Origin of the sequence: Lysinibacillus sp. KCTC 33748 (assembly GCF_002237755.1) — a bacterium.
GTDB lineage: Bacteria > Bacillota > Bacilli > Bacillales_A > Planococcaceae > Lysinibacillus.
Genome location: NZ_MWSJ01000010.1, coordinates 36,674 through 56,746, shown reverse-complemented (window position 1 = coordinate 56,746; position 20,073 = coordinate 36,674). Strand labels below are relative to the sequence as shown.

The 20,073-nt window shown below is 35.4% G+C and carries 26 protein-coding genes; 6 read left to right on the top strand and 20 right to left on the bottom strand.

Annotated features, from left to right (window positions below):
* Window positions 1-136: 136 nt before the first annotated feature.
* Both proC and namA read left to right on the top strand, forming a co-directional pair.
* A complete protein-coding gene (proC, locus tag B1B04_RS13770; RefSeq protein WP_079562022.1) occupies window positions 137-943 on the top strand; it encodes a pyrroline-5-carboxylate reductase in 807 nt (268 codons plus the stop codon).
* Between the two features lie 46 nt (window positions 944-989).
* Window positions 990-2,000, top strand: coding sequence for an NADPH dehydrogenase NamA (namA, locus tag B1B04_RS13765; RefSeq protein WP_079562021.1), 1,011 nt, complete (start codon window positions 990-992; stop codon window positions 1,998-2,000).
* A gap of 76 nt (window positions 2,001-2,076) precedes the next feature.
* Here namA and B1B04_RS13760 read toward each other — a convergent pair whose 3' ends face one another.
* From B1B04_RS13760 to B1B04_RS13695, 14 genes are all read right to left on the bottom strand, one after another.
* Entirely contained in the window at window positions 2,077-2,355 is a 279-nt protein-coding gene (locus tag B1B04_RS13760; protein WP_079562020.1) for a YuzB family protein, read from the bottom strand.
* 67 nt (window positions 2,356-2,422) lie between these two features.
* Entirely contained in the window at window positions 2,423-3,037 is a 615-nt protein-coding gene (locus tag B1B04_RS13755) for an Imm43 family immunity protein (RefSeq protein ID WP_079562019.1), read from the bottom strand.
* Window positions 3,038-3,309: 272 nt separating this feature from the next.
* Entirely contained in the window at window positions 3,310-4,170 is an 861-nt protein-coding gene (locus B1B04_RS13750; protein WP_079562018.1) for an alpha/beta fold hydrolase, read from the bottom strand.
* Window positions 4,171-4,401: 231 nt separating this feature from the next.
* Window positions 4,402-4,938, bottom strand: coding sequence for a hypothetical protein (locus tag B1B04_RS13745; protein ID WP_079562017.1), 537 nt, complete (start codon window positions 4,936-4,938; stop codon window positions 4,402-4,404).
* Between the two features lie 62 nt (window positions 4,939-5,000).
* Window positions 5,001-5,507 (bottom strand): imm68 putative immunity domain-containing protein, encoded by a 507-nt coding sequence (locus tag B1B04_RS13740; protein ID WP_079562016.1) that lies wholly within the window; start codon window positions 5,505-5,507, stop codon window positions 5,001-5,003.
* A 289-nt stretch (window positions 5,508-5,796) separates the two neighbouring features.
* Window positions 5,797-6,042, bottom strand: a complete 246-nt coding sequence (locus tag B1B04_RS13735; RefSeq protein WP_079562015.1) for a hypothetical protein — start codon at window positions 6,040-6,042, stop codon at window positions 5,797-5,799.
* 231 nt (window positions 6,043-6,273) lie between these two features.
* Window positions 6,274-6,525: a hypothetical protein gene (locus tag B1B04_RS13730; protein ID WP_079562014.1), complete on the bottom strand. Its 252-nt coding sequence runs from the start codon at window positions 6,523-6,525 to the stop codon at window positions 6,274-6,276.
* A 168-nt stretch (window positions 6,526-6,693) separates the two neighbouring features.
* Window positions 6,694-7,287: a DUF6241 domain-containing protein gene (locus B1B04_RS13725; RefSeq protein ID WP_079562013.1), complete on the bottom strand. Its 594-nt coding sequence runs from the start codon at window positions 7,285-7,287 to the stop codon at window positions 6,694-6,696.
* 148 nt (window positions 7,288-7,435) lie between these two features.
* Window positions 7,436-7,762, bottom strand: coding sequence for a DUF5713 family protein (locus B1B04_RS13720; RefSeq protein ID WP_276207760.1), 327 nt, complete (start codon window positions 7,760-7,762; stop codon window positions 7,436-7,438).
* Window positions 7,763-8,101: 339 nt separating this feature from the next.
* Window positions 8,102-8,986, bottom strand: coding sequence for a sensor histidine kinase (locus tag B1B04_RS13715; RefSeq protein ID WP_079562012.1), 885 nt, complete (start codon window positions 8,984-8,986; stop codon window positions 8,102-8,104).
* 13 nt (window positions 8,987-8,999) lie between these two features.
* Entirely contained in the window at window positions 9,000-9,782 is a 783-nt protein-coding gene (locus tag B1B04_RS13710; RefSeq protein WP_079562011.1) for a hypothetical protein, read from the bottom strand.
* Window positions 9,775-10,698 carry an ATP-binding cassette domain-containing protein gene (locus tag B1B04_RS13705; protein WP_079562010.1) on the bottom strand — a complete coding sequence of 308 codons (924 nt, stop codon included), beginning with the start codon at window positions 10,696-10,698 and terminating at the stop codon, window positions 9,775-9,777. Before B1B04_RS13705 ends, B1B04_RS13710 begins: the two co-directional genes overlap by 8 nt.
* Window positions 10,699-10,780: 82 nt before the next feature.
* Window positions 10,781-11,455, bottom strand: coding sequence for a response regulator transcription factor (locus B1B04_RS13700; protein ID WP_481817183.1), 675 nt, complete (start codon window positions 11,453-11,455; stop codon window positions 10,781-10,783).
* 454 nt (window positions 11,456-11,909) lie between these two features.
* Window positions 11,910-12,737, bottom strand: coding sequence for a LysR family transcriptional regulator (locus B1B04_RS13695; protein WP_079562009.1), 828 nt, complete (start codon window positions 12,735-12,737; stop codon window positions 11,910-11,912).
* 123 nt (window positions 12,738-12,860) lie between these two features.
* On the opposite strand from B1B04_RS13695, the gene B1B04_RS13690 reads away from it, so the two are divergent.
* Window positions 12,861-13,886: a DUF2332 domain-containing protein gene (locus B1B04_RS13690; RefSeq protein WP_079562008.1), complete on the top strand. Its 1,026-nt coding sequence runs from the start codon at window positions 12,861-12,863 to the stop codon at window positions 13,884-13,886.
* Between the two features lie 72 nt (window positions 13,887-13,958).
* Here B1B04_RS13690 and B1B04_RS13685 read toward each other — a convergent pair whose 3' ends face one another.
* The 5 genes from B1B04_RS13685 to cdaS all read right to left on the bottom strand — a co-directional run bounded on the left by B1B04_RS13685 (window position 13,959) and on the right by cdaS (window position 17,765).
* Window positions 13,959-14,525 carry an NADPH-dependent FMN reductase gene (locus tag B1B04_RS13685; RefSeq protein ID WP_079562007.1) on the bottom strand — a complete coding sequence of 189 codons (567 nt, stop codon included), beginning with the start codon at window positions 14,523-14,525 and terminating at the stop codon, window positions 13,959-13,961.
* 12 nt (window positions 14,526-14,537) lie between these two features.
* Complete coding sequence (locus B1B04_RS13680; protein ID WP_079562006.1) at window positions 14,538-15,593, bottom strand: LLM class flavin-dependent oxidoreductase; 1,056 nt, start codon at window positions 15,591-15,593, stop codon at window positions 14,538-14,540.
* Window positions 15,594-15,607: 14 nt separating this feature from the next.
* Window positions 15,608-16,549 carry a ring-cleaving dioxygenase gene (locus tag B1B04_RS13675; RefSeq protein WP_079562005.1) on the bottom strand — a complete coding sequence of 314 codons (942 nt, stop codon included), beginning with the start codon at window positions 16,547-16,549 and terminating at the stop codon, window positions 15,608-15,610.
* 53 nt (window positions 16,550-16,602) lie between these two features.
* On the bottom strand, window positions 16,603-17,046 hold the full coding sequence (locus B1B04_RS13670; protein WP_079562004.1) for a MarR family winged helix-turn-helix transcriptional regulator: 444 nt from the start codon (window positions 17,044-17,046) through the stop codon (window positions 16,603-16,605).
* Window positions 17,047-17,144: 98 nt separating this feature from the next.
* Window positions 17,145-17,765, bottom strand: a complete 621-nt coding sequence (cdaS, locus tag B1B04_RS13665; protein ID WP_094075106.1) for a sporulation-specific diadenylate cyclase CdaS — start codon at window positions 17,763-17,765, stop codon at window positions 17,145-17,147.
* Window positions 17,766-17,995: 230 nt separating this feature from the next.
* Here cdaS and B1B04_RS13660 point away from each other — a divergent pair, with 230 nt between their 5' ends.
* A complete protein-coding gene (locus B1B04_RS13660; RefSeq protein WP_079562003.1) occupies window positions 17,996-18,424 on the top strand; it encodes a hypothetical protein in 429 nt (142 codons plus the stop codon).
* A gap of 43 nt (window positions 18,425-18,467) precedes the next feature.
* Here the strand turns inward: B1B04_RS13660 and B1B04_RS13655 are convergent, their stop codons facing one another.
* On the bottom strand, window positions 18,468-18,698 hold the full coding sequence (locus tag B1B04_RS13655; protein WP_079562002.1) for an acyl-phosphate glycerol 3-phosphate acyltransferase: 231 nt from the start codon (window positions 18,696-18,698) through the stop codon (window positions 18,468-18,470).
* Window positions 18,699-18,975: 277 nt separating this feature from the next.
* On the opposite strand from B1B04_RS13655, the gene B1B04_RS13650 reads away from it, so the two are divergent.
* Both B1B04_RS13650 and B1B04_RS13645 read left to right on the top strand, forming a co-directional pair.
* Window positions 18,976-19,251 carry a hypothetical protein gene (locus B1B04_RS13650; protein ID WP_079562001.1) on the top strand — a complete coding sequence of 92 codons (276 nt, stop codon included), beginning with the start codon at window positions 18,976-18,978 and terminating at the stop codon, window positions 19,249-19,251.
* Between the two features lie 292 nt (window positions 19,252-19,543).
* Entirely contained in the window at window positions 19,544-19,882 is a 339-nt protein-coding gene (locus B1B04_RS13645; RefSeq protein WP_079562000.1) for a hypothetical protein, read from the top strand.
* Window positions 19,883-20,073 lie beyond the last annotated feature (191 nt).

Genomic DNA, 20,073 nt, shown 5'->3' with positions numbered 1-20,073 from the left:
TATAAGGATGTTAGCCTAAAACCGTCGCTTCCTGCGACAATGGCTAACTGACCTGCGTCGTGCAGGCCTTAGCACAATTCAAAATCCTGACGCAGTTACGCCAAGGCGAAATTGAATTTGAACTGGAGGTTTTATCATGAAAAAAATACTATTTATAGGTGCAGGCTCTATGGCAGAGGCATTGATTCAGGGCTGGATAAAAGAAAAAGTATTTACAGCGCAAGAAATTTACGTCACCAATCGCTCAGACAAAGACCGCTTACATTTTTTACACGACACATATGGTGTAAATTGCAATATTGACCATGATATTTACCAGCAAGCTGATTTAATTATTTTAGCGATGAAGCCTAAAGATGCCATTGCAGCGATGCGTGAGCTAAAGCCTAAAATTACAGAACAGTCAGCCGTTCTTTCTATCTTAGCCGGTATCGGTATTGCAACTATTATAGAACATTTAGGGGCTCGCCCAGTCGCTCGCGTTATGCCTAACACTTCCGCTACTATTGGGATGTCTGCAAGTGGAATTGCATTTAATGACAAAGTGACTTCGGAACAGCGCTCCATGTTCTTACAGCTTTTAGAGGCGGTCGGTTCAGTTATTGAGGTGGAAGAGGATCAATTACACGCTGTAACGGCACTTTCAGGGAGTGGCCCAGCTTATATTTATTATTTAATGGAGGCATTTGAACGAGTTGGTACAAAGGTCGGTCTCTCGAAGGATATAGTACGACTATTAATGACGCAAACGCTTGCCGGTACTGCAGAAATGCTGAAGCAATCCGTCGATGAACCTGATGTATTACGCCGTAAAGTAACAAGTCCAGGTGGTACAACAGAAGCTGGAATTAAGGCTCTTGAACAATATCAATTTAATGAAGCGATAGAAGCATGTATTAAAGAAGCAGAAGCTCGATCTCGTTTACTTGCAAATAGTAAATAATGGGTGCAAAATAAAAGTATATCACTAGGGATTAGGGGGCTTTATTTTGTCTAAATTACTGGAACCTTACCAATTACAAAATATCTTATTAAAAAATCGTGTTGTAATGGCACCGATGTGTATGTACTCGGCGCAGGAGGATGGGCTTGTCACACCATTCCATCAAGTACATTATGCAACCCGGGCTGCTGGTCAAGTTGGTTTAATTATCGCCGAAGCTACGGGTGTTGTTCCAGAAGGTCGTATATCTAGTAACGATCTTGGAATTTGGGATGATGCTCATATCGAAGGTTTACGTCAATTAGTTCAAGGAATGAAGGCATACGGAGCAAAAACCGGCATCCAGCTCGCACACGCTGGACGTAAAGCAACTGTAGATGGTGAAATATTCGCACCGTCAGCCATTGCATTTAGCGATGCTTATAAAACGCCTACTGAGATGACATTAGAAGACATTGAATATGTAATAGAAGCTTTTAAACATGCAGCTGTCCGAGCAGCTAAAGCAGGCTTTGATGTTCTCGAAATCCATGGTGCACACGGCTATTTAATTAGTGAATTTTTATCACCAGCAACGAATAAACGTAATGACCAATACGGTGGTTCCCAAGAAAATCGTTATCGATTGCTACGTCAAGTCATCGATGCTATTCGCAGTGTTTGGGAAGGTCCTTTGCTTGTGCGTGTTTCCGCAGAAGATTATGCTGAAGATGGTACAACAATGGATGACTTTATCGTCTTCAGTCGTTGGATGAAATCACAAAGTGTTGATTTAGTGGATGTTTCTACTGGTGGTGTCGTGCAAGCACATATAAACGTTTTTCCAGGCTACCAAGTGCCTCATGCAGAAGCGATTAAGCATGGAGCTGATATTCCAACTGGTGCGGTCGGACTTATTACAACAGCCATTCAAGCAGAGGAAATTTTACAAAACAATCGTGCTGACTTAATTTTCCTAGCACGCGTTCTCCTTCGCGATCCCTATTGGCCACTTCATGCTGCTAAGGAAATAGGAGAAGATGTTACACCTCCAGTGCAATACGTACGTGGTTGGTAAAAATAACGGGAGATAACCGCTATTCATCATAAAGTAAAAAACAGCTTGTTGATTTATGTTAACAAGCTGTTTTCATTCAATAAAGAGGATTTTGTATAATTTCTTGATCAATTGCCTTCACTAACGTCTCTGCATCATCTGCAGTAACGATTTCTCCATTGACAATAGCGAAGATCTCTTGCTCACAAATTTCACAATGTGATGTACAGCCCGATTCTTCTATTTCAATATCAGATCTTTCAACTAGTACATCATAGGCATCTGCCGCACCAAGTGATAAGTTTGTCATACAAAACTCTACTCTATTTTTCAATTGCTGCGGCTCTTTCTTTTTCTTAAAAAGAGAAAATACCATCTTTTGATCTCCCCTCCTCTCTCAAACAAAAGTTTTCGAACTTTCCTGAAAAATAGTCGCTATAATACTAAGGCTTATACACATCAGCTTCATTTGAGGGGACAAAGGTAATTCCCTTCAATTTAAGTTTTTCAGCCTCTTTTTTAAATTCTTCTGAACAAAACATCATACTGTATAGTCTAATATTATTAATTAGAAACACGTCAGGAAAAGTAATTGTACCTTTCAATTGTAAATCCCATATTTTTTTAAAACGTCCATTTTGCCTATAAAATTCAATATTTGATTTCTCCATATCTATTACATCTTCTAACTTATCAAAAAAACGCACATAAAAGTATTCCTTTGAAGATATACTTTCTTTATGCTTGTTCACCATATATACTTTAGTGTATTGAAAATTGTTAATTCCAAATTTCTGCAATAGGTTTAGAAATTCTAACGATACAAAAAATTCACCAACCTCACATCTTAAATCAAAATCATATTTTATATCTTTTGAAACAAACCATATTTCCTCTGGCAACTCTGTCACAATATTTCTTGAGCTCCTCCATTCCCCATCATCGGAGTCTCTTGCTTCAAAAGGATCTTTTTCAAAGAATTCTGTATGCATAATCCCCTCTAGGTAAGTAGGACAAAAAATACCTTCTTTTTTAAAAATCGCATATGTATTTCCCATATATAAAACGTCATTCCTTTCATTTAAGATAATCTACCACTCTACTACATGATGAGCAACAGCATTAATAAAGCAAATTATTGTCGTACTTTGTAATTAAATAAAGAGTTCATCAGCATTTTCTTTAACGCCTTCTCTTATTTAGATGGCATCTTTTTTTCACACCTATTAAACCATTCGTTAAAGGTTTCTCTTTGCCAGCCTGTCTTAAAAAAGAATGGCCGATACTACAATTAGAAGGTTTCGGAAGAAATGATCGGACTTTAAAGTTACTAAACACTTAAAAAATCAACGATCATTTTCTTTTCTAGATCTGGCATCATATGCATGTGTCCGCATCCTTTTAACATATGAGCAGTGTTATTTGGTATAATTCTTTTGGCTCTTGATAATACTTTTTTCGCTGGAAATAAACAATCTTTTTCTGCTGCCATAATAAGCGTCGGTGCTTTACACCGTTGCATTAATTGTTCACTCACATTGGATGGCATCCCTACTTTTGTTTTTACATGATCAAAACTATCTCTCACCATATCCAAAGTATCTTTATCAAGAACTTCTTCTCTAATAGCCATAAATAAAGCTGTTTTTTTTATATATTTTTCTTTCTTTGTTAGTTTATATTTGAGTAGTGGTATCATCATTTTTAGAGTACTGATTGGAAAGGCATTGTTAATACCTGATGGCACAATTAATACGGATTTTTTTATTTTCTCTGGTGCGGTACACATCAGTTTTGCCAGAACTCCGCCTCCAAACGAAACCCCAAAACAAGCTATTTTGTCAAATCCAAGCGCTGTTATCACATCATTTGCCCACTTTCCATAATCATCATTACGAGGAGAGAGATTAACCTCATCACTTTTTCCAGGGTGGCCAATAATATCAACCGCATAGATATGAAAATCCTTAAGCAGAAATCTGTACATTAATAAATTATAGGCAGTCGTACTATTCCCTCCATGAAATACTAACAATGGTTCACCCGATAGATTGCCAATTTCAATGATATGTGTTCTTCCAAAACGAGTATGAACGAAAACATCCTTATATGAATATTCCAATTTTTTCAATTGATTATCATAAAGCTTTAGTGACATTTCTCTTCCAAATTGTGTCTTGTATATACCCATATGACCCTCTCTTTTAAGTTATCTCATCCATTAATTTAATTACGATGCAGATGTTCCATTAAACGCTCCAACTACATCGGATGATTTTGAGACCACGTAATAGACTTCTCTATAATTTTTACATCCTTTGCTTGAATCCTATCACTTATAACAACTAGGAATATTGCCATCGCGCGTAATCATTCCCATCAACCTATTTTCATTTTTCGAAGGGCTGTTTATATAACGTTTCTATTTTTTTATGTAATCAAAGATCACGGCCCAACCGTCCCTAGGGCTACCATATCCCCATAGAGGTCCCGTCATTTCATCCAATTGATTGAGCTTTTCCTGATATTTTGTCACCATGGCTTGACGCTCTTCTTGCGTATACGCATTCAAACGTTCGTCACTTACCTTAAGTCGCATATTATGCAGGAAGTTGATCATGTCACAATAAAGTGAGTCATCCTCAAACGTAATGAAATCTGGGAAAATCGCAATAACTTCGTCAAAAGCATTCTGCAAATGCTGTAAACCAAATTTCGCTAAAACCTCGGAAATATACGGAACAAGATGCGGCTGATACGCGATGATACCGTCCCAGCCATCACACTGCCAGTTACCGATCGTATTGATGGCGATGTGAAGTTGAAATAACTCTGGCGACACCTTCTCTTGGATGGCATCCAGTTCGCCGATCTCCCATATTTTATCGGATAATTCTGCTAAATTCATTTCATCTGCTGGGATTTTTCCATCCCATATCTCATTCAATCCAATACTCATAGTTACACCTCTCTCGGAATTAGAATTCTGATTTCTCTTTCTTCGCTATTTCAATTGAGATTTTACATGTTTAGTTCTTCTAAAATCTCCTTGCATATCTTTGCAATTTCTCGCATATCATTTTCAGGGCAAAACTCCGCCAAATCATAACTTAAAGGGTAATGTATAAAATCTTCCAATACTCCCCTCAAAAAAGCCATTTCTTCTTTTTCTACTTTTAATGAAATAACAGCATTTTTGTCCATGATGCCGCCACCTAAATCCGTTAGAGGAACCTTACCGTTTTTTTGACATTCCAGAATAATAGCCGTAATATCGATCAACAAATTGATCACGCAGCCTATATCTTGAAAAAATTCTTTTTCTATAATACGGTAAATGTCTTTCGTTTGGCGTAAGTCTTTTATTTCCCTAGTATTATTCAGTTGAAAGTCTTGGAAAATATTTTTAACGTTTATTTCTGTTGGAATATCCGACTCAAATTCTCTGTCAACTAAATAGTCGATTAAAGTAAATGTATCATCGGTTCCTCCAATATAGTTACCCCACCATTTCTCAATGTACATCATCGCTTTTCTGGCCTCCTCAAAAATCTTGTTTGTTCAGCAAATTTGGAAAACTAGTTGTAATTGTTCCTCCATCCCCTTTATGTATCGCAGCAATATGATAAATTCTTCTTATTTATCTCGGCACTGTTCTCTAATGCCTTTAAAATATCTGTTATCTTCATCTTTTCCCTTTTTCCGAACCCAATGGGGCAAAACTGTAGCGCCTAAACTTTCAACAACTTTTACTTACTACTTTAAAAGATATATTAAGAATAAAATATTTCGAGATTTTCAAGCAAATAGAAATCTACTAGATTGGTACATTGTATCCGGTTTCCCCCAAGATCTGTCGTAGTTGCTGCAGAAGCTTAAGCCACTCTTTTATAAATAAATCTGTTTTCATCGTAATACTCCGATAGTCATCACGACTATTTTTTTTACCGATTAAATAGAAGTCGTTGGTCCAATAAAACATTATGTCTTTAGATTTATGTAGGTCATTGTACCATTCCGAAAGTGCTTGATTTAAAAGGGGAAGCTTACATTGTAATGTCACTTATGAACATCTCTTTTTCAAGCCCTTCAAAGTTGTGTTTTTCTAACGCCCTGTTTAGAAACTCTAAAAATAGATTCCCTAAATAATACCTTTGTCATGACACCTACCTCTTTCTAAACAGTGTATTTTATTGAAGTTACACACCCGGCTCACCAGACACTCAATTACTATGTTTCTACAACTATCCCGAGAAAGAACGAGCATCTCGTTTTCTATTGGTTTTCAGACACTTCATTTCCATATCCATAGATGAGGTGAACAAAATCCGGTTACAACATCTAATAATTCGAGTAGTAGATCTTCAGAAGAATCCTTCTTAAAGTCTCCTCTTAAACTTTCTAACACTACATATGCATCATTTTGCTTACCACCGGCATCTTTATATTCTTTAAGGATTTTATGTAAATCAAAAAATTTGAAATGATTGATTAAGCCATAGCGAATGCAGGTTTCCAATTTTTGATTATTACATTCTTTATTCACACTTTATCACTTTCCCTATTTACTTTGTATCTTAGATAAAGAATTTTGCTACTCACCTTAAATTACGTTCCAGCAGGAAATGTAGTGAGATATTATTTGTTTCTTTTAAATCTTTTTTCTAAACCAATTAATAATTATCTCTAATTTCAAGCGCAAAAAAAGCAGAAATTAACTCTGCTTTTCTATTGGAATACTAAAGACTTGGAATATATAATCTTTCTCTTGTTCTTTTGTAGAAATCCCAGTGGCTATACCACCTTCTTTTGTCCCTTGAATAAACCACATATCATTATGGTCTTTATCAACAGATTTAAAATCACCTTGTTTCCAACGATTTAATATATCTAAATATTTATTACTGTGTTCGTATCCATCTTTATTTTCCTCTACCATTTGTAGTAAAAGTTCAATTCTTTTCGGTGTAATCATAATGGATGATTCTTTCTCATCTGCAATAATCTTTTGATGTGACATTTCTTGAATAACTTCTTGCATTAGGTTATCAATAAAGGGTTCATCCCCACTTTTCCATTCATCAATCTTTTTGGAATACGTAGTATTTTCCCAACCAAAATTCGTATCCACTGTCGATACAAACTCTTCCTTAACATGTTCTTTTGAAATTGATTGACCGCTAGTTAAATCACTCTCGGCACTTTTAGAGTTTTCGCTTTCATCGTTCTTTTTCATAATCAAAAACGTCCCACTTACACTCAATAATGCGGTTAAAACAACCATACCTAAAACATGCATTCTCTTCATTTTTTTACCACCTTTATAAATAATTATCCCTAACATTATGTAAACATCAGCACAATAACAGACCAGATGGAGCCTTATCAGATGTCAACAAACGATACTTTTCTAAAACCCGTTGATACAAAAGGAATTCAAATCACATAAAAATTTTTCACCAATCTCGTTCTCTAAGAGCTTCTTCAATATCGATGTCAATCTCAAAATATTGTAAAATTTTTTCTACTGTTAATCCGATTGAATCTCGTGCAAACGTTTCAATTTCACTGTCATTTTCATAAAACTCATTTTGTAGCTCATTGATCGCTATAGTCATTTCGTCTAATTTTTCTTGAATCTCTTCTATTGTATAATTGTTCTCCTCAATAAAATGTACTACATTAACAATATGAGATTTAAGTTTATCGACTAAAAATGATGGAAAGAAAGAATCTTCATACATATCCTCTAGATAGTTGAATTCAGAATCAAGTTTCTTCACAATTTTTCCTCCTTTTAAATCTAAGCTATTTGTACCTATCCTATTATCTTTTCATACTATAAACCTTGCCTTTTCTGCATTTTGTAGATATAGAGACACATCTTAAACAAGAATTAAAATCGTTTATTTTTGCGGTTAAAGTCTTAAAAGCCCCAATCTGTTCAATTTGACCATCATTATTGATTGCCGTAATCATAACCACTACAACATATACTATAATTACCATAAATAGATATAGTTTTCCATAAGGATTATGTCATTGTTTTTTCCAGCTTTTCGATATAGATGTTTTAAGTAATATTAGTAGCCAAGATGCACTAAGCTTCTTGGCTACTAATATTACATATTCTTTTTTAAACACACTAAAAACTCAATCATGCCATCTTCTATATTGGCCGTTGCACTTCCACCTAATTTTTCTGCTAGCAGCCTGACTATAGATAGCCCTAAACCAGTGCTTTTACGTCTGGAACTGTCTGTTGTATAAAATCGATCAAAAAGCTGGTTAGGATTTAGTTGAATATTTTCGTCAATCGGATTTTGAAAACAGATATAGGCATGTTCTTCTTCTAACCATAGCTTGATAGTTACATCACCTTGCGCATGCATAATGCTATTTCGTACTAAGTTTTGCACAATACGTAAAAGCATTTCTTCATCAGAGTTTATAATGAGTGGCTCAAAATTAGGCAAATTGACGGCTATTCCTTTTTCTTCAAATTGTGCATAGGCACCGGCAATCTCTTCAAATACAATATTTGATATATTGATACGATTCTTTTTAGGTTGATCTTCATTACTATGCAAATAGGAATATTCAAAAAATGTTTCTACTAATTGCTCCAGTCTTCCAACATGTTTTTGTGCAACTTCAAGCTTTGCGAGCTGCTTTTCTGTTAAGGGTTCTTTTAAAAGCATTTGTTGATAGCCCTTGATTGCCGTTAGTGGGGTACGAAAATCATGAGAAATATTAGAAATCATTTCTTTATAGTATTTTTCTTCCCGTTTAATATACGACCTTGATTTTTGCGATTCTATTAAAATACGATTTATATTTACCACAAGTTGATTTACTTCTTTGTTTAAAAGTTCGACACTAATTGGCTGCGTATATTGCTCATGTAGACGTTGTGACAATTGTACATTTATCAATCGTAGTTGCCTTTGTATATAAAAAATATAAAACAGTAATCCTACAATGACTACAATTGCCACAATCCACATTTCCTACATCCCCTTATCTGATTTCTGCTTTTCTAAATGTCATGTATGTTAAATACAACACTACTACTATAAACATGGCACAAACGGAAACGGCCGAAATTATATCCCCTTTACTCATGCTTAAATTAAGCGTAATATACTCCACTGAATAGGGTGTAAAGGATAATATTTTATTCATCATCTCAAATGAATTTTGGAAGCTTGCCACCTGCCCAAAGAACATGGACATCATATAATACGCAGCTACTACAAGCACCGATTTTCTTAAGGCAAACGCAAGTAAAATACAAATCGTTAACTGAGCAAGGTAGACCATCATCATTGTGATCACTATTGTTACGTATTCACCAAAGATACCACTAGTAGTCAAAGTTAAAATGCTTAAAAAACCTGCTGCTTTCCCGCCCATACTAAACGTGCTGTCCATTGATAGCCCAATGATAGTCACGATGATATAAGGACTTACAAGAACAATAAGTAAGATCCAGAAAACAATCGCTTTACTTATGACAATTTGGATTCTTGCAAAGCCGCTTATAATAGGATGATGGATATTTTTTGTGTCAAAGTCTGAACAAATTAGTGTAGTGGCAAGTACTGCGCCTACTATGGACATCATATTCATATCAGATAATAAAAAACCAACGTTGCTGATGCTTTCATTAATTGCGTTATTGCCGATACCATAGGCAATACTAAACATTGCGATTGCAGAACATGTTGTAAGAGCCAGTAAGACCCAAAATATTTTGGATTTAGTTGTTTTATAGAGGTAAGCACGTACTAAATTAAACATGTCGCTCACCTCCAATTAGCGTAAGGAAGTAGTTCTCTAATGTATCTCCTTGTAGACTAAACTCCGTAAGTGTTATTCCATTTTCAAATAATGCTGTTGATACATCCCCAAGATCTTCTAAGAAATCATACAATTTAATCATTCTATTAGGCATGACTTGAAAGTTTTGTGTTTTAAGAATAGTTTCTAATACATGTGCACATTTTTCTGGAGCTGTACAACCAATGCGAATATAATGTCTACATTCTTCGTCGAGCTGTTGTTGAGTCATTTGTTTCATAATTTTCCCTTTATGAATAATGATATAATCAGTAGTTGTTTGATAAAGTTCCGGTAAATTATGACTCGAAATTAAAATCGTCATCTGTCGCTCTTCACAAAGACGTGTTAAAAGCTGACGAATTTCAACAACACCTATAGGATCTAACCCATTTACTGGCTCATCTAAAATCAATAGCTCTGGGTTCGTTAATAACGCAATGGCTATACCTAATCGTTGTTTCATTCCTAGCGAAAAATGCTTCGCTTTCTTTTTGTTTGTACTTGTCAATCCAACCAATTGCAGTATCTCATCCTCGAGCTCCTCATTCGGAATCCCCCGCATTAATCGATGATATTTAAGGTTACCTTTTGCAGTCATATCAGGGCTAATCGCTGGTTGTTCAATCATGCTGGCAATACGTTTTCGTTGCTGTTGGATCTCCTTGTCAGCTGATCTTCCAAATAACTCAAATGAACCTTCTGTTTGAAAACTAATCCCAGAAATAATCTTCATTAAGGTTGATTTTCCCGCACCATTTTCACCAATAAGCCCATAAATACGTCCTTCTTTTAATTCGATTGATACGTCGTGAAGTACTGTTTGCTTTTTATATATTTTAGTTAATTGATTCGTTTTTAATATGGTTTCCCCCATATTTAGCACCTCCCTTTCATATTCATAGATTACTCATGAAAGGTATAGATAAAGTAAAGATGGCGTATAGATTACGGATAATTTATAGACGCAAACGGTACCCAAGCCCTCGAAGCGTCTCGATATAATCCGCCTGTGGATTTATTGTCTTTAATTTTTGACGAAGATTACTAATATGAATTTTAATAATATGTTCATCCCCTAAGTATTCTTCTTGCCAAATGGATTCATATAAATTTGCTTTCGTAAATACTTTCTCTTGGTTCGTCATAAACAATTCGAGCAATAAATATTCCTTTGCAGTTAGCAAGACCTCTACACCATTAACTTTAACTCGCTTAGCGATATCATCCAATACGATATCTTTATATTGGAGCTGCTTCATTGGTGTAGCTTGTTTTTTAACACGACGCAAAATAGATTCAACACGGGCAAGAACCTCGCCAAGGTCAAAAGGTTTCGTAATATAATCGTCCGCTCCTAAACGAAGCAAATCAATTTTTGTTGACACTAAATCTTTAGCTGAAATCATAACAACAGGTACATCCGAAATAGCGCGAATTTCTTTCAGTAATTCATCCCCGCTTTTATAGGGAAGCATGATGTCAAGAAGCACAAGATCAAACTCATTTTGCAGAAATGCCCGATGACCCTCTACCCCATCCATCACACTGGTTACCTGATAATCTGCTTGCTCAAACAATTCGGTTAGCATTGCATTTACATCTTCATGATCCTCAACCATTAAAATTCTCAATACAATCACACCTTTGTTAAATTATTCCTGTTCTTATTATATAAAACTTTATGTTATCCAGCATTAAACAATTTTAATAGCTATCATCATATCGTAGTTGATTTCCGTTCCGACTGGGCGCTTTGTTGCTAACGCTTCGCTTTCGCGCAGAGCAAAGCTTTCTGGGGGCAACTCGCTGAGTCACCCTTAGTTGCTAAAAACAGAAATTATTCCGATAAAAGTTATAATTGTTCCGATAAAACGAGATTTGGTTCCGATAAATCTTCAAAGTATTCATCTAGGATGTGATGGTTTTAGCCTTCACCTTCACTCCTCTATCGCTAATTCCAAGGAGTCGCCCAATCTCCACTCCAATCAACTTTACATAGCATATACAAAATGATTTCCTACTTTTGATATGAACCATTAATAAAGATACGACCTAGATAAATAATTACGAAATTGTTGACGATACTCACAAATAATCCCTCGTCTGAAATAAACATAATAACTCTTCTGGAACTCGGATCGATTCCTTATAAAAAAGGTATACAGGAACACTTGGTAAAGCTATCTCATCGAAGGGAACGATATTAAACCGACCTTCCATCCGCTCTCTTCTAACAATCATCCTTGGTAAAAATGACATACCCAGCCCATCTTTTATTAAGCGCTTTACCACATAGGATTGAGATATGGACACTTGCTTGGTAACTACATATTTTTCCTGTAGCTTATGTAATAATTCCTCATAGTCAATATAAGCTCCCGTCTCATCATCAAAGGCATCTAGTGGAATAACCAATTCTAAAGGACTTTCTACAAGAAGTTCTTGGTTCCAATGCCGATAACGAGTTGGCAATAAAGAAATACCAATATGCGCCTGATCACGATTGATTAAATCCTCAATTTTTGCTGAATCCTCCACTAGAATCAATATTTCAATGGACGGGTGTTCATTGATAAACTGATAGATTACATGAGGTAATATCGTTTCCACCATTAAGGGAGTCATTGCAATAATTAGCTTTTCTTCAATTCCTTTTGTCGCTAACTGAAAACGTTCAATACTTTTATCCCATTGATGAATAATTTGCTGAGCTTCTACTAGAAAAAGGTGCCCTGCCTCCGTTAATTGCACACGTTTTTTTTCACGTTTAAATAATTTTACATTCAAAAATTGTTCTAAGTGATGAATATGAACAGTGATACTTGGCTGCGATAAATGTAGTTCTTCTGCTGCCATTCGAAAATTACAGGATTTAGCTGCAACTACAAAAGACTGTATCCATTTATAATCCAATATCTCATCCCCTTCAATTAATGTTTTTAATCAACTTCATTATCTATATTTAATTCACTAAATTATCCAATAATAATAAACTTAAAAATAGATCGATTACTTTTACACAAAGGGGAGAATCGTATGTTAGCTAAATTAAGGAAACAATTCCGTACTTTTGCAAAAAATGAATGTGAAAACTCAAGTCCACTGTACGAACATTTAGCGAATAAGATTGCTGATGACGATGAACTATTAAAAGTTGCGGCGTCTATACCTCAAGGACAACCCGTACCTAATTTTTTATTAGCTGGTGTTCAGTATTTACTGTCATCATCAAAGGACGATTTAGTTCATTTTTATCCATCTTTAACGACAGCACCCAAAGCAATAAGTGGAGTGTACCCAGTTTTTAAAGCATTCGTCTTGTCCCATTCAGACGAATTGAAGACTTTATTTCAAGAAAAACTTGTTCAGACAAATGAAATTCGCCGTTGTTCTTACCTTTATCCGATGATGACAGAAATTTATGAACACCACAAAAAACCATTAGCCTTCATAGAAATTGGTGCAAGTGCAGGGCTTCAACTTGGGATGGATCAATACAATTACTGCTACAATCAACAGCTTCACATAAACAATTCTAATAATGATTTCATTTTGTCATCAGAAAATCAAGGTCAGCTGCTTCCAACTTCTATTTCAAATGCTCCAGTTGTTTGTAAGCGAGTGGGCATCGATTTAAATCCTATTGATATTCATAATGAGGAAGAGCTACAATGGCTCCAAGCATTAATTTGGCCAGAGCATCAAGAACGTAGACTTTTGTTAAATCAAGCGCTCCCTATTTTAAAAGAGCTCGATTTACAACTGATAAAAGGAGATGCTATTAAACTTATTAAAGATATTAGTAGAGAAATTAAAGAAGAAGCGATGTTAGTTGTTTACCATACACATGTGGCCAATCAAATCCCAATGGAGTTACGCCTTGAATTAATGAAGCAATTAAAAGAGATTAGCATAGAACGACCTCTCTACCATTGCTATAACAATTTATTTGATATGCAACTGCATCAAGATTTCATTGAACAAGGAGAAATAGAATCTATACGGACAATGGAGCGCCCTGATGGCCATGCTCGATGGTTCAAGTGGTCCAACCAAAAATAAAAATATCACGAAAAAACGCTGTATAAGATTGCCCCCTTATACAGCGTCGAAATTTTATTAAATTAGTAATCTCTAAAAATCATATTCCGCATCTTTTTTAGCACGAATTTCTGCAAACGCATCACCTATCATCACTGTATCCTCAGCTAAACGTTCAAGGCGGAATAGGACGTCATCATTCACAATTTCCTTCCGTAAAAAATCCTTTTCCTCTATAAATACATACGTCGGAACGATATGAGCTTTCATATAAGCAAGAATTGGCTTTAACTGCTGCTCAATCATTAGATAGTGCTTCGATGTGCCAGCTGTAACAACCGTACTCACCACTTTATCGCGAAACGCATTGACAGGTAGTAAGTCAAAAATATTTTTCAACGTTGCCGGAATCGAAGCTTGAAATGTTGGCGTTCCAATGACAATTGCATCTGCAGCCATAATTGTTTCGGTCACATATTTCGTATCCCCATCATATTCAAAATAATTTCGTCCATCACTAAACTCCATTTTGTATTCAGCAAGATCTAGCAACACTACCTCATGCTCTGGATATTGATTTTGTATGATTTCAACCACCTTACTGATGGCTGTTTTTGTTTTTGAACCGACAATTGAACCAGCTAGTGCAACAATTTTCATGCTGAACACTCCCTATTTTACTGTATATTTTTTAATCGCAGGTAAAATATCGTCCCCTATAATTTCAATATTTTTCATTAATTTATCGAATGGCACACCGCCAAAATCAATTTGTGCCATAAATCGTTGCATGCCATAGAGCTCGTATTGATATAGTAATTTTTCAATAATCTGTTCCTTACTTCCGACCATTAAAGCGTCTCGTGTATCTGGCGCTTGTGCAAATTGTTGCTTTGGATAACCCGCGCCACGAATTGCTTGGAATCCACCATTTAAATGTGGATACATCCCTTGTAGTGCCTCTTTCGTCGTATCAGCAACATAAAATAGGCTTGTTGTAGCAATCGGTAAATCTTTCGGATCAAAGCCACTACGCTCTGCTGCTTCTCTGTAGGCATCTACTGATGGCTTAAAGTTCACAGCAGGACCACCTAATGTTGTTAACATCATTGGAATGCCCATATAGCCTGCTTTAATAGCACTGGCAGGAGGTCCACCGACAGCCCGCCAAATTGGCAAAGAGCCATTTTTAGGTTTTGGCATAATTTGCGCATTGTGAAGTGGCGCACGGAATTGCCCTTCCCAAGTGACAAGCTCATTGTCATTTATTTTTTTCAGTAGCTCTAGTTTTTCTTCAAAAATTTCTTCATAATCCTTTAAATCAATGCCTAGTAATTGATATGCACCTACTCGTGAGCCACGACCAGCAACTATTTCAGCGCGTCCATCTGAAATTAAATCAATCGTTGCAAAATCTTCATATACACGTACTGGATCAGAAACACTTAGTACCGTAGCGGAGCTTGTTAATTTAATGTTTGATGTAGCTTGTGCAATTGCTCCTAAAACAACCGTGTGTGCCTGTGTAGTAAAGTACGATTGATGGCTTTCGCCCACACCAAATACATCAATACCTGCTTGTTCTGCAAGCTGACTTGCTTCAACTAGCTCTTGGATTCGTTGCTGAGCTGAAACTCGTTCGCCTGTTAATGGATTTGGAATATGATCCCCTAAAGAATAGAGGCCAAATTCAATGCCTTTTGATTGGTCAATGCGGTATTTTTCCATAATTAAACCTCTCCTTAATCTAGTGGTTCTAAATTAGCTTCGATTTCTGCACGTCTTTCTTCTAAAAATGGTGGAAGATCAAGTTCTTTACCAAGATCCTCTACTGCCGAATCAACTGTAAACCCTGGACCATCTGTCGCCATTTCAAATAAAATTCCATTTCGGTCTCTAAAATAAAGACTTTGGAAATAATAACGATCCACAACGCCAGTACTATCAAAGCCCCACTCTTTAATTTTGGCATCCCACTCTTGCAATTCATCCACTGTTCCAACACGTAGTGCAAGATGATGAATACTACCACGACCAGGTTTCTCACTTGGCCCTTCTAATTCTTTAACGACGATTTCTCCAAGTACTTCTCCAGGAATGGATTGCAATACTACCTCTTTTTCACTTTCTATAACAGCTGTATAATTAAATAGCTCTTTTAATAAGCTTACTGTCCGTTGTAAGTAACGAACTGTCATTTCAACTGTACCCATTCCTAAAATACGATGTTCCGCCGGGATATCAGAGCCGCCCCATGGTTGCCAATGCGCAGGTGTTTCGTGACCATGATTATTTAAAAGCACCATTCGTAACCCTTCATGGTCCTCAAAAAATAATGCATCTTTACCTGCATAAGTTGTTATTTCACTATGTTCAACTTCTAATTCTTGAAAACGATCTTTCCAATATTGCAGACTGTCATAGCTTGGCACTAGTAGTCCGATACGTGTAATGGCATTTGTTCCTCGAACTGTCCGTCCTGCTAGGGGCATTTCAAAAAAGGTTAATTCTGTACCTGCAGCTCCTGTTAGGTCTCCATAAAACAAATGATACATAGAAGGCGAATCTAGGTTGACTGTTTTTTTCACACGACGTAAGCCGAGAATTTTTGTATAAAAATCATTATTACGTTTGCCGTTTTTAGTTAACATTGATATATGATGATGTCCACTTAATTTGTTCATGAATGTTTCCTCCTCATTTTCACTTGACTAAGCAAGTGATGTTGCAAAAAAAATCACGCTGGGGGTAATTTTTTTCCACGACTATGCTTCTCTAATTTTGACATTAGTATATTTAAATTTTTCATTTCTTCTTCTGTTAATACTTCTTCAAAAAATGAAGATTGAAACTGTAGCTGACTTGGTGTTGCCTCATCAATCATTTGCTCGCCTTTAGCTGTGAGCGAAATTGTTTTAGTCTTCCAATTTTGCTTGCGTTCAATAAGTCCATCTTTTTCTAGACGAGCAAGCATTCGAGACATTCCACCTTGCGTCACTGTCACTTTCTCTGCTAACTGCGATTGCGTTAACGGTGCATATGTCTTTATTTGTATTAGGACATCAAACTGTGCAGTCGTTAAGTCAAAGCGCTTTAAAAACTCATTAGATAGCTGGTTGCTTTGATTGGTAAAGCGCATCATCCGAATCCATGTCAGTGATCCGAGTGTGTGTTTTCGCATGCTTCCTCCCCCTCTCAATCATCACTTTACCACGCAAGTGATAAACAAGCAAGGAAAATATCTTGAATTCAAGATATTATATAGTGTGAAGCTTCACACTATATAATGCCATGCGTCGTAATCGGATATAAGTTTCCTTTAAAGGCAAAAGAAATTCTCCCTGTTTCTTCAGACACTACCATAACAAGCGCATCACTTACTTCACTTAATCCTAATGCTGCTCGATGTCTAGTGCCTAATTTCTTTTCCCCCGTATGTCTGTCTGAAAGTGGCAAAACATTTGCTGCTGAATCAATTAGATTTTGGCTTATTAAAACTGCGCCATCATGCAGTGGATTTCCAGGAAAAAAAATAGATTCTATTAGGGAATGCGTTACTTCTGCGCCAATATGAATACCCGGCCGGATTAGGGTTGCTAGAGAATCCTCCCGTTCAATCACAATTAGTCCACCATGTCTCCTTTTAGACATATTTTGTACGCAATGCGAAAGCTCAGGATATTTTTCAGTAAACGGAGAAAGATAGCAATTTAAATAAAATGTTGCAGCTTTCATTTCAATCGCTACAAATTTTTCTTTAATTTTTTCAAAGTTCCCAAGAAGACAATTTGTATCAGTATCCATCGCTTCTACGCTTTGCTGTAATGAATGAATGACATGCAGAAGCTCTTCCTTTAAAGTTTGTTTCATTGGTGACATATCGCAATTAGTTGGATCCACAAAAACACCCCGCTTTTCAAATTTTTTATGTATTTTTTTAGTTTCTCTAGATGGAATTATTTTATTCGTCTTGGATTTCATTATGTCAATTTTTCTAAAATAATTGTTTCCGAAAATGTGATGAGGAATCGTGTAAATAACTTTACTTTTCAATTTTTTCAAATCTATTCAATATTCCCATTTTTTTATTTTATAATTAATTTAAAATGATTACTTATTGGAGGTGCTTTTTGAAACGAATTACGTTGTTGTCGTTTTTACTTTTACTTATGATTTCCCCATCTGTGCAAGCACTATCTTGGGCTTATCCTTTCGTCGTTTGGAAAGGAAACGTTTATGAAGTTAAAAGAGAAGAATTAATTGAAGATAATAAAATCGGTAAAATTATAGGAGAAGTAAAGACCAAGCCAAATAATATGACAGGAAATTATTACGGAAATTCCTCAAACTATTACCCAAAAGGGACAAATTATTATGAAATAAAAGGGGTATCCACTTCCAGCGCAATTGCAGTAAAAGAAGATCGTCACTGGGTGAAAGCTGTTTTTGTTTATAAAGCCCCTTTTCACATAATGAATGTAATTTCTAACATTTACTTCATATCAGTTGTTATTCTATTTGTAATTGGTGTTATATTATTCAGAATTAAAAAATTCTAAAAGTGTATCCATTAACTTATCTGTTGAATACACTTTTTTTACCTTACATTTGTCCAGCACGAATTTTCTTAATAATGCTAAATGTTGTGTAGGCAGCAGCCGGCGCAAGCACAAAAATAAAAATAAGCCAAACATTTAAGTTGTCCGTAGCTTTTAGCGTGTCATAATTAGAGATAACAAAAAAGATAAGTCCAAATAATAATAAATAGCTCAGTACATTTGGAAAAATAACAATTAAACGCAATAGTGCTGGTGGCATTTTTTGCTGATTCATATTAATCCACTCCCCTTTAGTCAATTATACGAAAATCTACTACTTACTGCATCATTTTTCTTCAATATTCTCAATCTTCATATTATATTTCCCTCTACATTCTATTTGCTCTTTTTTCACTTGATAGGTTGAGATAATGTAAGTTAATTATAAAAATAGGCTGTTTTCGAAAAGATTGTTGCTATTCAACTAACGTAAGCAGGATAGTATAATAAGGTTAACAAATAATAGTATTATTAGAGGCTAAGCGGAAATATAGATTTAACGGAGTATTTAAATGCAATCTTTTTATGTGATTGAGCAAAATATTGTAACAAGAAATCAGTATTATAAAGTGTACGTAAAAGAAGATGAACTATGGTTTGGAAAAATTGGTGGACAATTATTCGGGGTGAAGCAGTTATATTCGAAGTCATTAATAATTGAAACATTGTTTCATTTGGTAAAGTTTTTTAGATTACACCAAGAGTTCGAAAAAAAAGAACTTAAATTAGATAAAATTACTGAACCTGAGCATTTTTTAGCAAAAAGAGGCTCCTTTATTGTTGCTTAGGACAGTTATCTGAAGTAGTAATAAATGAAATTGGAAATGGTTCATTTAAGTTGAAATTTTTTAATGGGCAAGTTAAGGGATTTGAGTTTGAAGAAGAAACAAATTTGGAACAAGTAGCATTAATTTTTTATCCAATACAAGTGAAACATATCGATTTTTAGGGTAGTAGTGTTTCAACTAATGTGAGCGTTGATCTAAGAAGGATTAACGCTCTTTTTTTAACTATTATTATACTAACCAAGCAGGTAGTTCAAGAATGAGACTTGAATTTCGAAATTAAAGTGGTGAAATTGTGAAGGTTAAACATTCTATTTTCATTATATTTATATTTTCTATTCAGGTTATTGCAGGCTGTTCTTCAAGTGCTGACTGGAATTCATCATTTGTTATTCGGGATGGATATATTTACGAAATCAGTGAAGAATATGTAATTGAAATAAATGAAGAGATTGGTCAAGTTACCAAGCATTCGGATAAGGAAGGGACTTACCCAGGAAACTTTTCAAATAAGTACAAGAAGGGGACTAAGTATTATTCGATAGAAGGCATTAATACGGAAGAAGCGATTGCTATTGAGGAGGATGGAAAGTATCGAAAAGCAATTAGAAATGGAAAATATAGAGAAAAGTAATTTTTCTTCTTAAACAAAACGGGTGCTTTTATTTTAGAAAATAACGATACAAGAAGCAACCATCTTTGAGAAAACAGCCTGAAAATAAGAGCCTTGCTACATAATTGTAGTAAGGCTCTTTATCATTAGTATGAAATTAAAATGCAACAAGCCTCACCAAGTTGACTTCTGAAGTAAAACAACTAAACTCC

What these genes read in the sequence shown, in the direction of transcription:
- proC (WP_079562022.1), top strand. Translation starts at nt 137, where the DNA reads ATGAAAAAAATACTATTTATAGGTGCAGGCTCTATGGCAGAGGCATTG.
- B1B04_RS13760 (WP_079562020.1), bottom strand. Translation starts at nt 2,355, where the DNA reads ATGGTATTTTCTCTTTTTAAGAAAAAGAAAGAGCCGCAGCAATTGAAA.
- B1B04_RS13755 (WP_079562019.1), bottom strand. Translation starts at nt 3,037, where the DNA reads ATGGGAAATACATATGCGATTTTTAAAAAAGAAGGTATTTTTTGTCCT.
- B1B04_RS13750 (WP_079562018.1), bottom strand. Translation starts at nt 4,170, where the DNA reads ATGGGTATATACAAGACACAATTTGGAAGAGAAATGTCACTAAAGCTT.
- B1B04_RS13745 (WP_079562017.1), bottom strand. Translation starts at nt 4,938, where the DNA reads ATGAGTATTGGATTGAATGAGATATGGGATGGAAAAATCCCAGCAGAT.
- B1B04_RS13740 (WP_079562016.1), bottom strand. Translation starts at nt 5,507, where the DNA reads ATGATGTACATTGAGAAATGGTGGGGTAACTATATTGGAGGAACCGAT.
- B1B04_RS13725 (WP_079562013.1), bottom strand. Translation starts at nt 7,287, where the DNA reads ATGAAGAGAATGCATGTTTTAGGTATGGTTGTTTTAACCGCATTATTG.
- B1B04_RS13715 (WP_079562012.1), bottom strand. Translation starts at nt 8,986, where the DNA reads ATGTGGATTGTGGCAATTGTAGTCATTGTAGGATTACTGTTTTATATT.
- B1B04_RS13710 (WP_079562011.1), bottom strand. Translation starts at nt 9,782, where the DNA reads ATGTTTAATTTAGTACGTGCTTACCTCTATAAAACAACTAAATCCAAA.
- B1B04_RS13705 (WP_079562010.1), bottom strand. Translation starts at nt 10,698, where the DNA reads ATGGGGGAAACCATATTAAAAACGAATCAATTAACTAAAATATATAAA.
- B1B04_RS13690 (WP_079562008.1), top strand. Translation starts at nt 12,861, where the DNA reads ATGTTAGCTAAATTAAGGAAACAATTCCGTACTTTTGCAAAAAATGAA.
- B1B04_RS13685 (WP_079562007.1), bottom strand. Translation starts at nt 14,525, where the DNA reads ATGAAAATTGTTGCACTAGCTGGTTCAATTGTCGGTTCAAAAACAAAA.
- B1B04_RS13680 (WP_079562006.1), bottom strand. Translation starts at nt 15,593, where the DNA reads ATGGAAAAATACCGCATTGACCAATCAAAAGGCATTGAATTTGGCCTC.
- B1B04_RS13675 (WP_079562005.1), bottom strand. Translation starts at nt 16,549, where the DNA reads ATGAACAAATTAAGTGGACATCATCATATATCAATGTTAACTAAAAAC.
- B1B04_RS13670 (WP_079562004.1), bottom strand. Translation starts at nt 17,046, where the DNA reads ATGCGAAAACACACACTCGGATCACTGACATGGATTCGGATGATGCGC.
- B1B04_RS13655 (WP_079562002.1), bottom strand. Translation starts at nt 18,698, where the DNA reads ATGAATCAGCAAAAAATGCCACCAGCACTATTGCGTTTAATTGTTATT.
- B1B04_RS13650 (WP_079562001.1), top strand. Translation starts at nt 18,976, where the DNA reads ATGCAATCTTTTTATGTGATTGAGCAAAATATTGTAACAAGAAATCAG.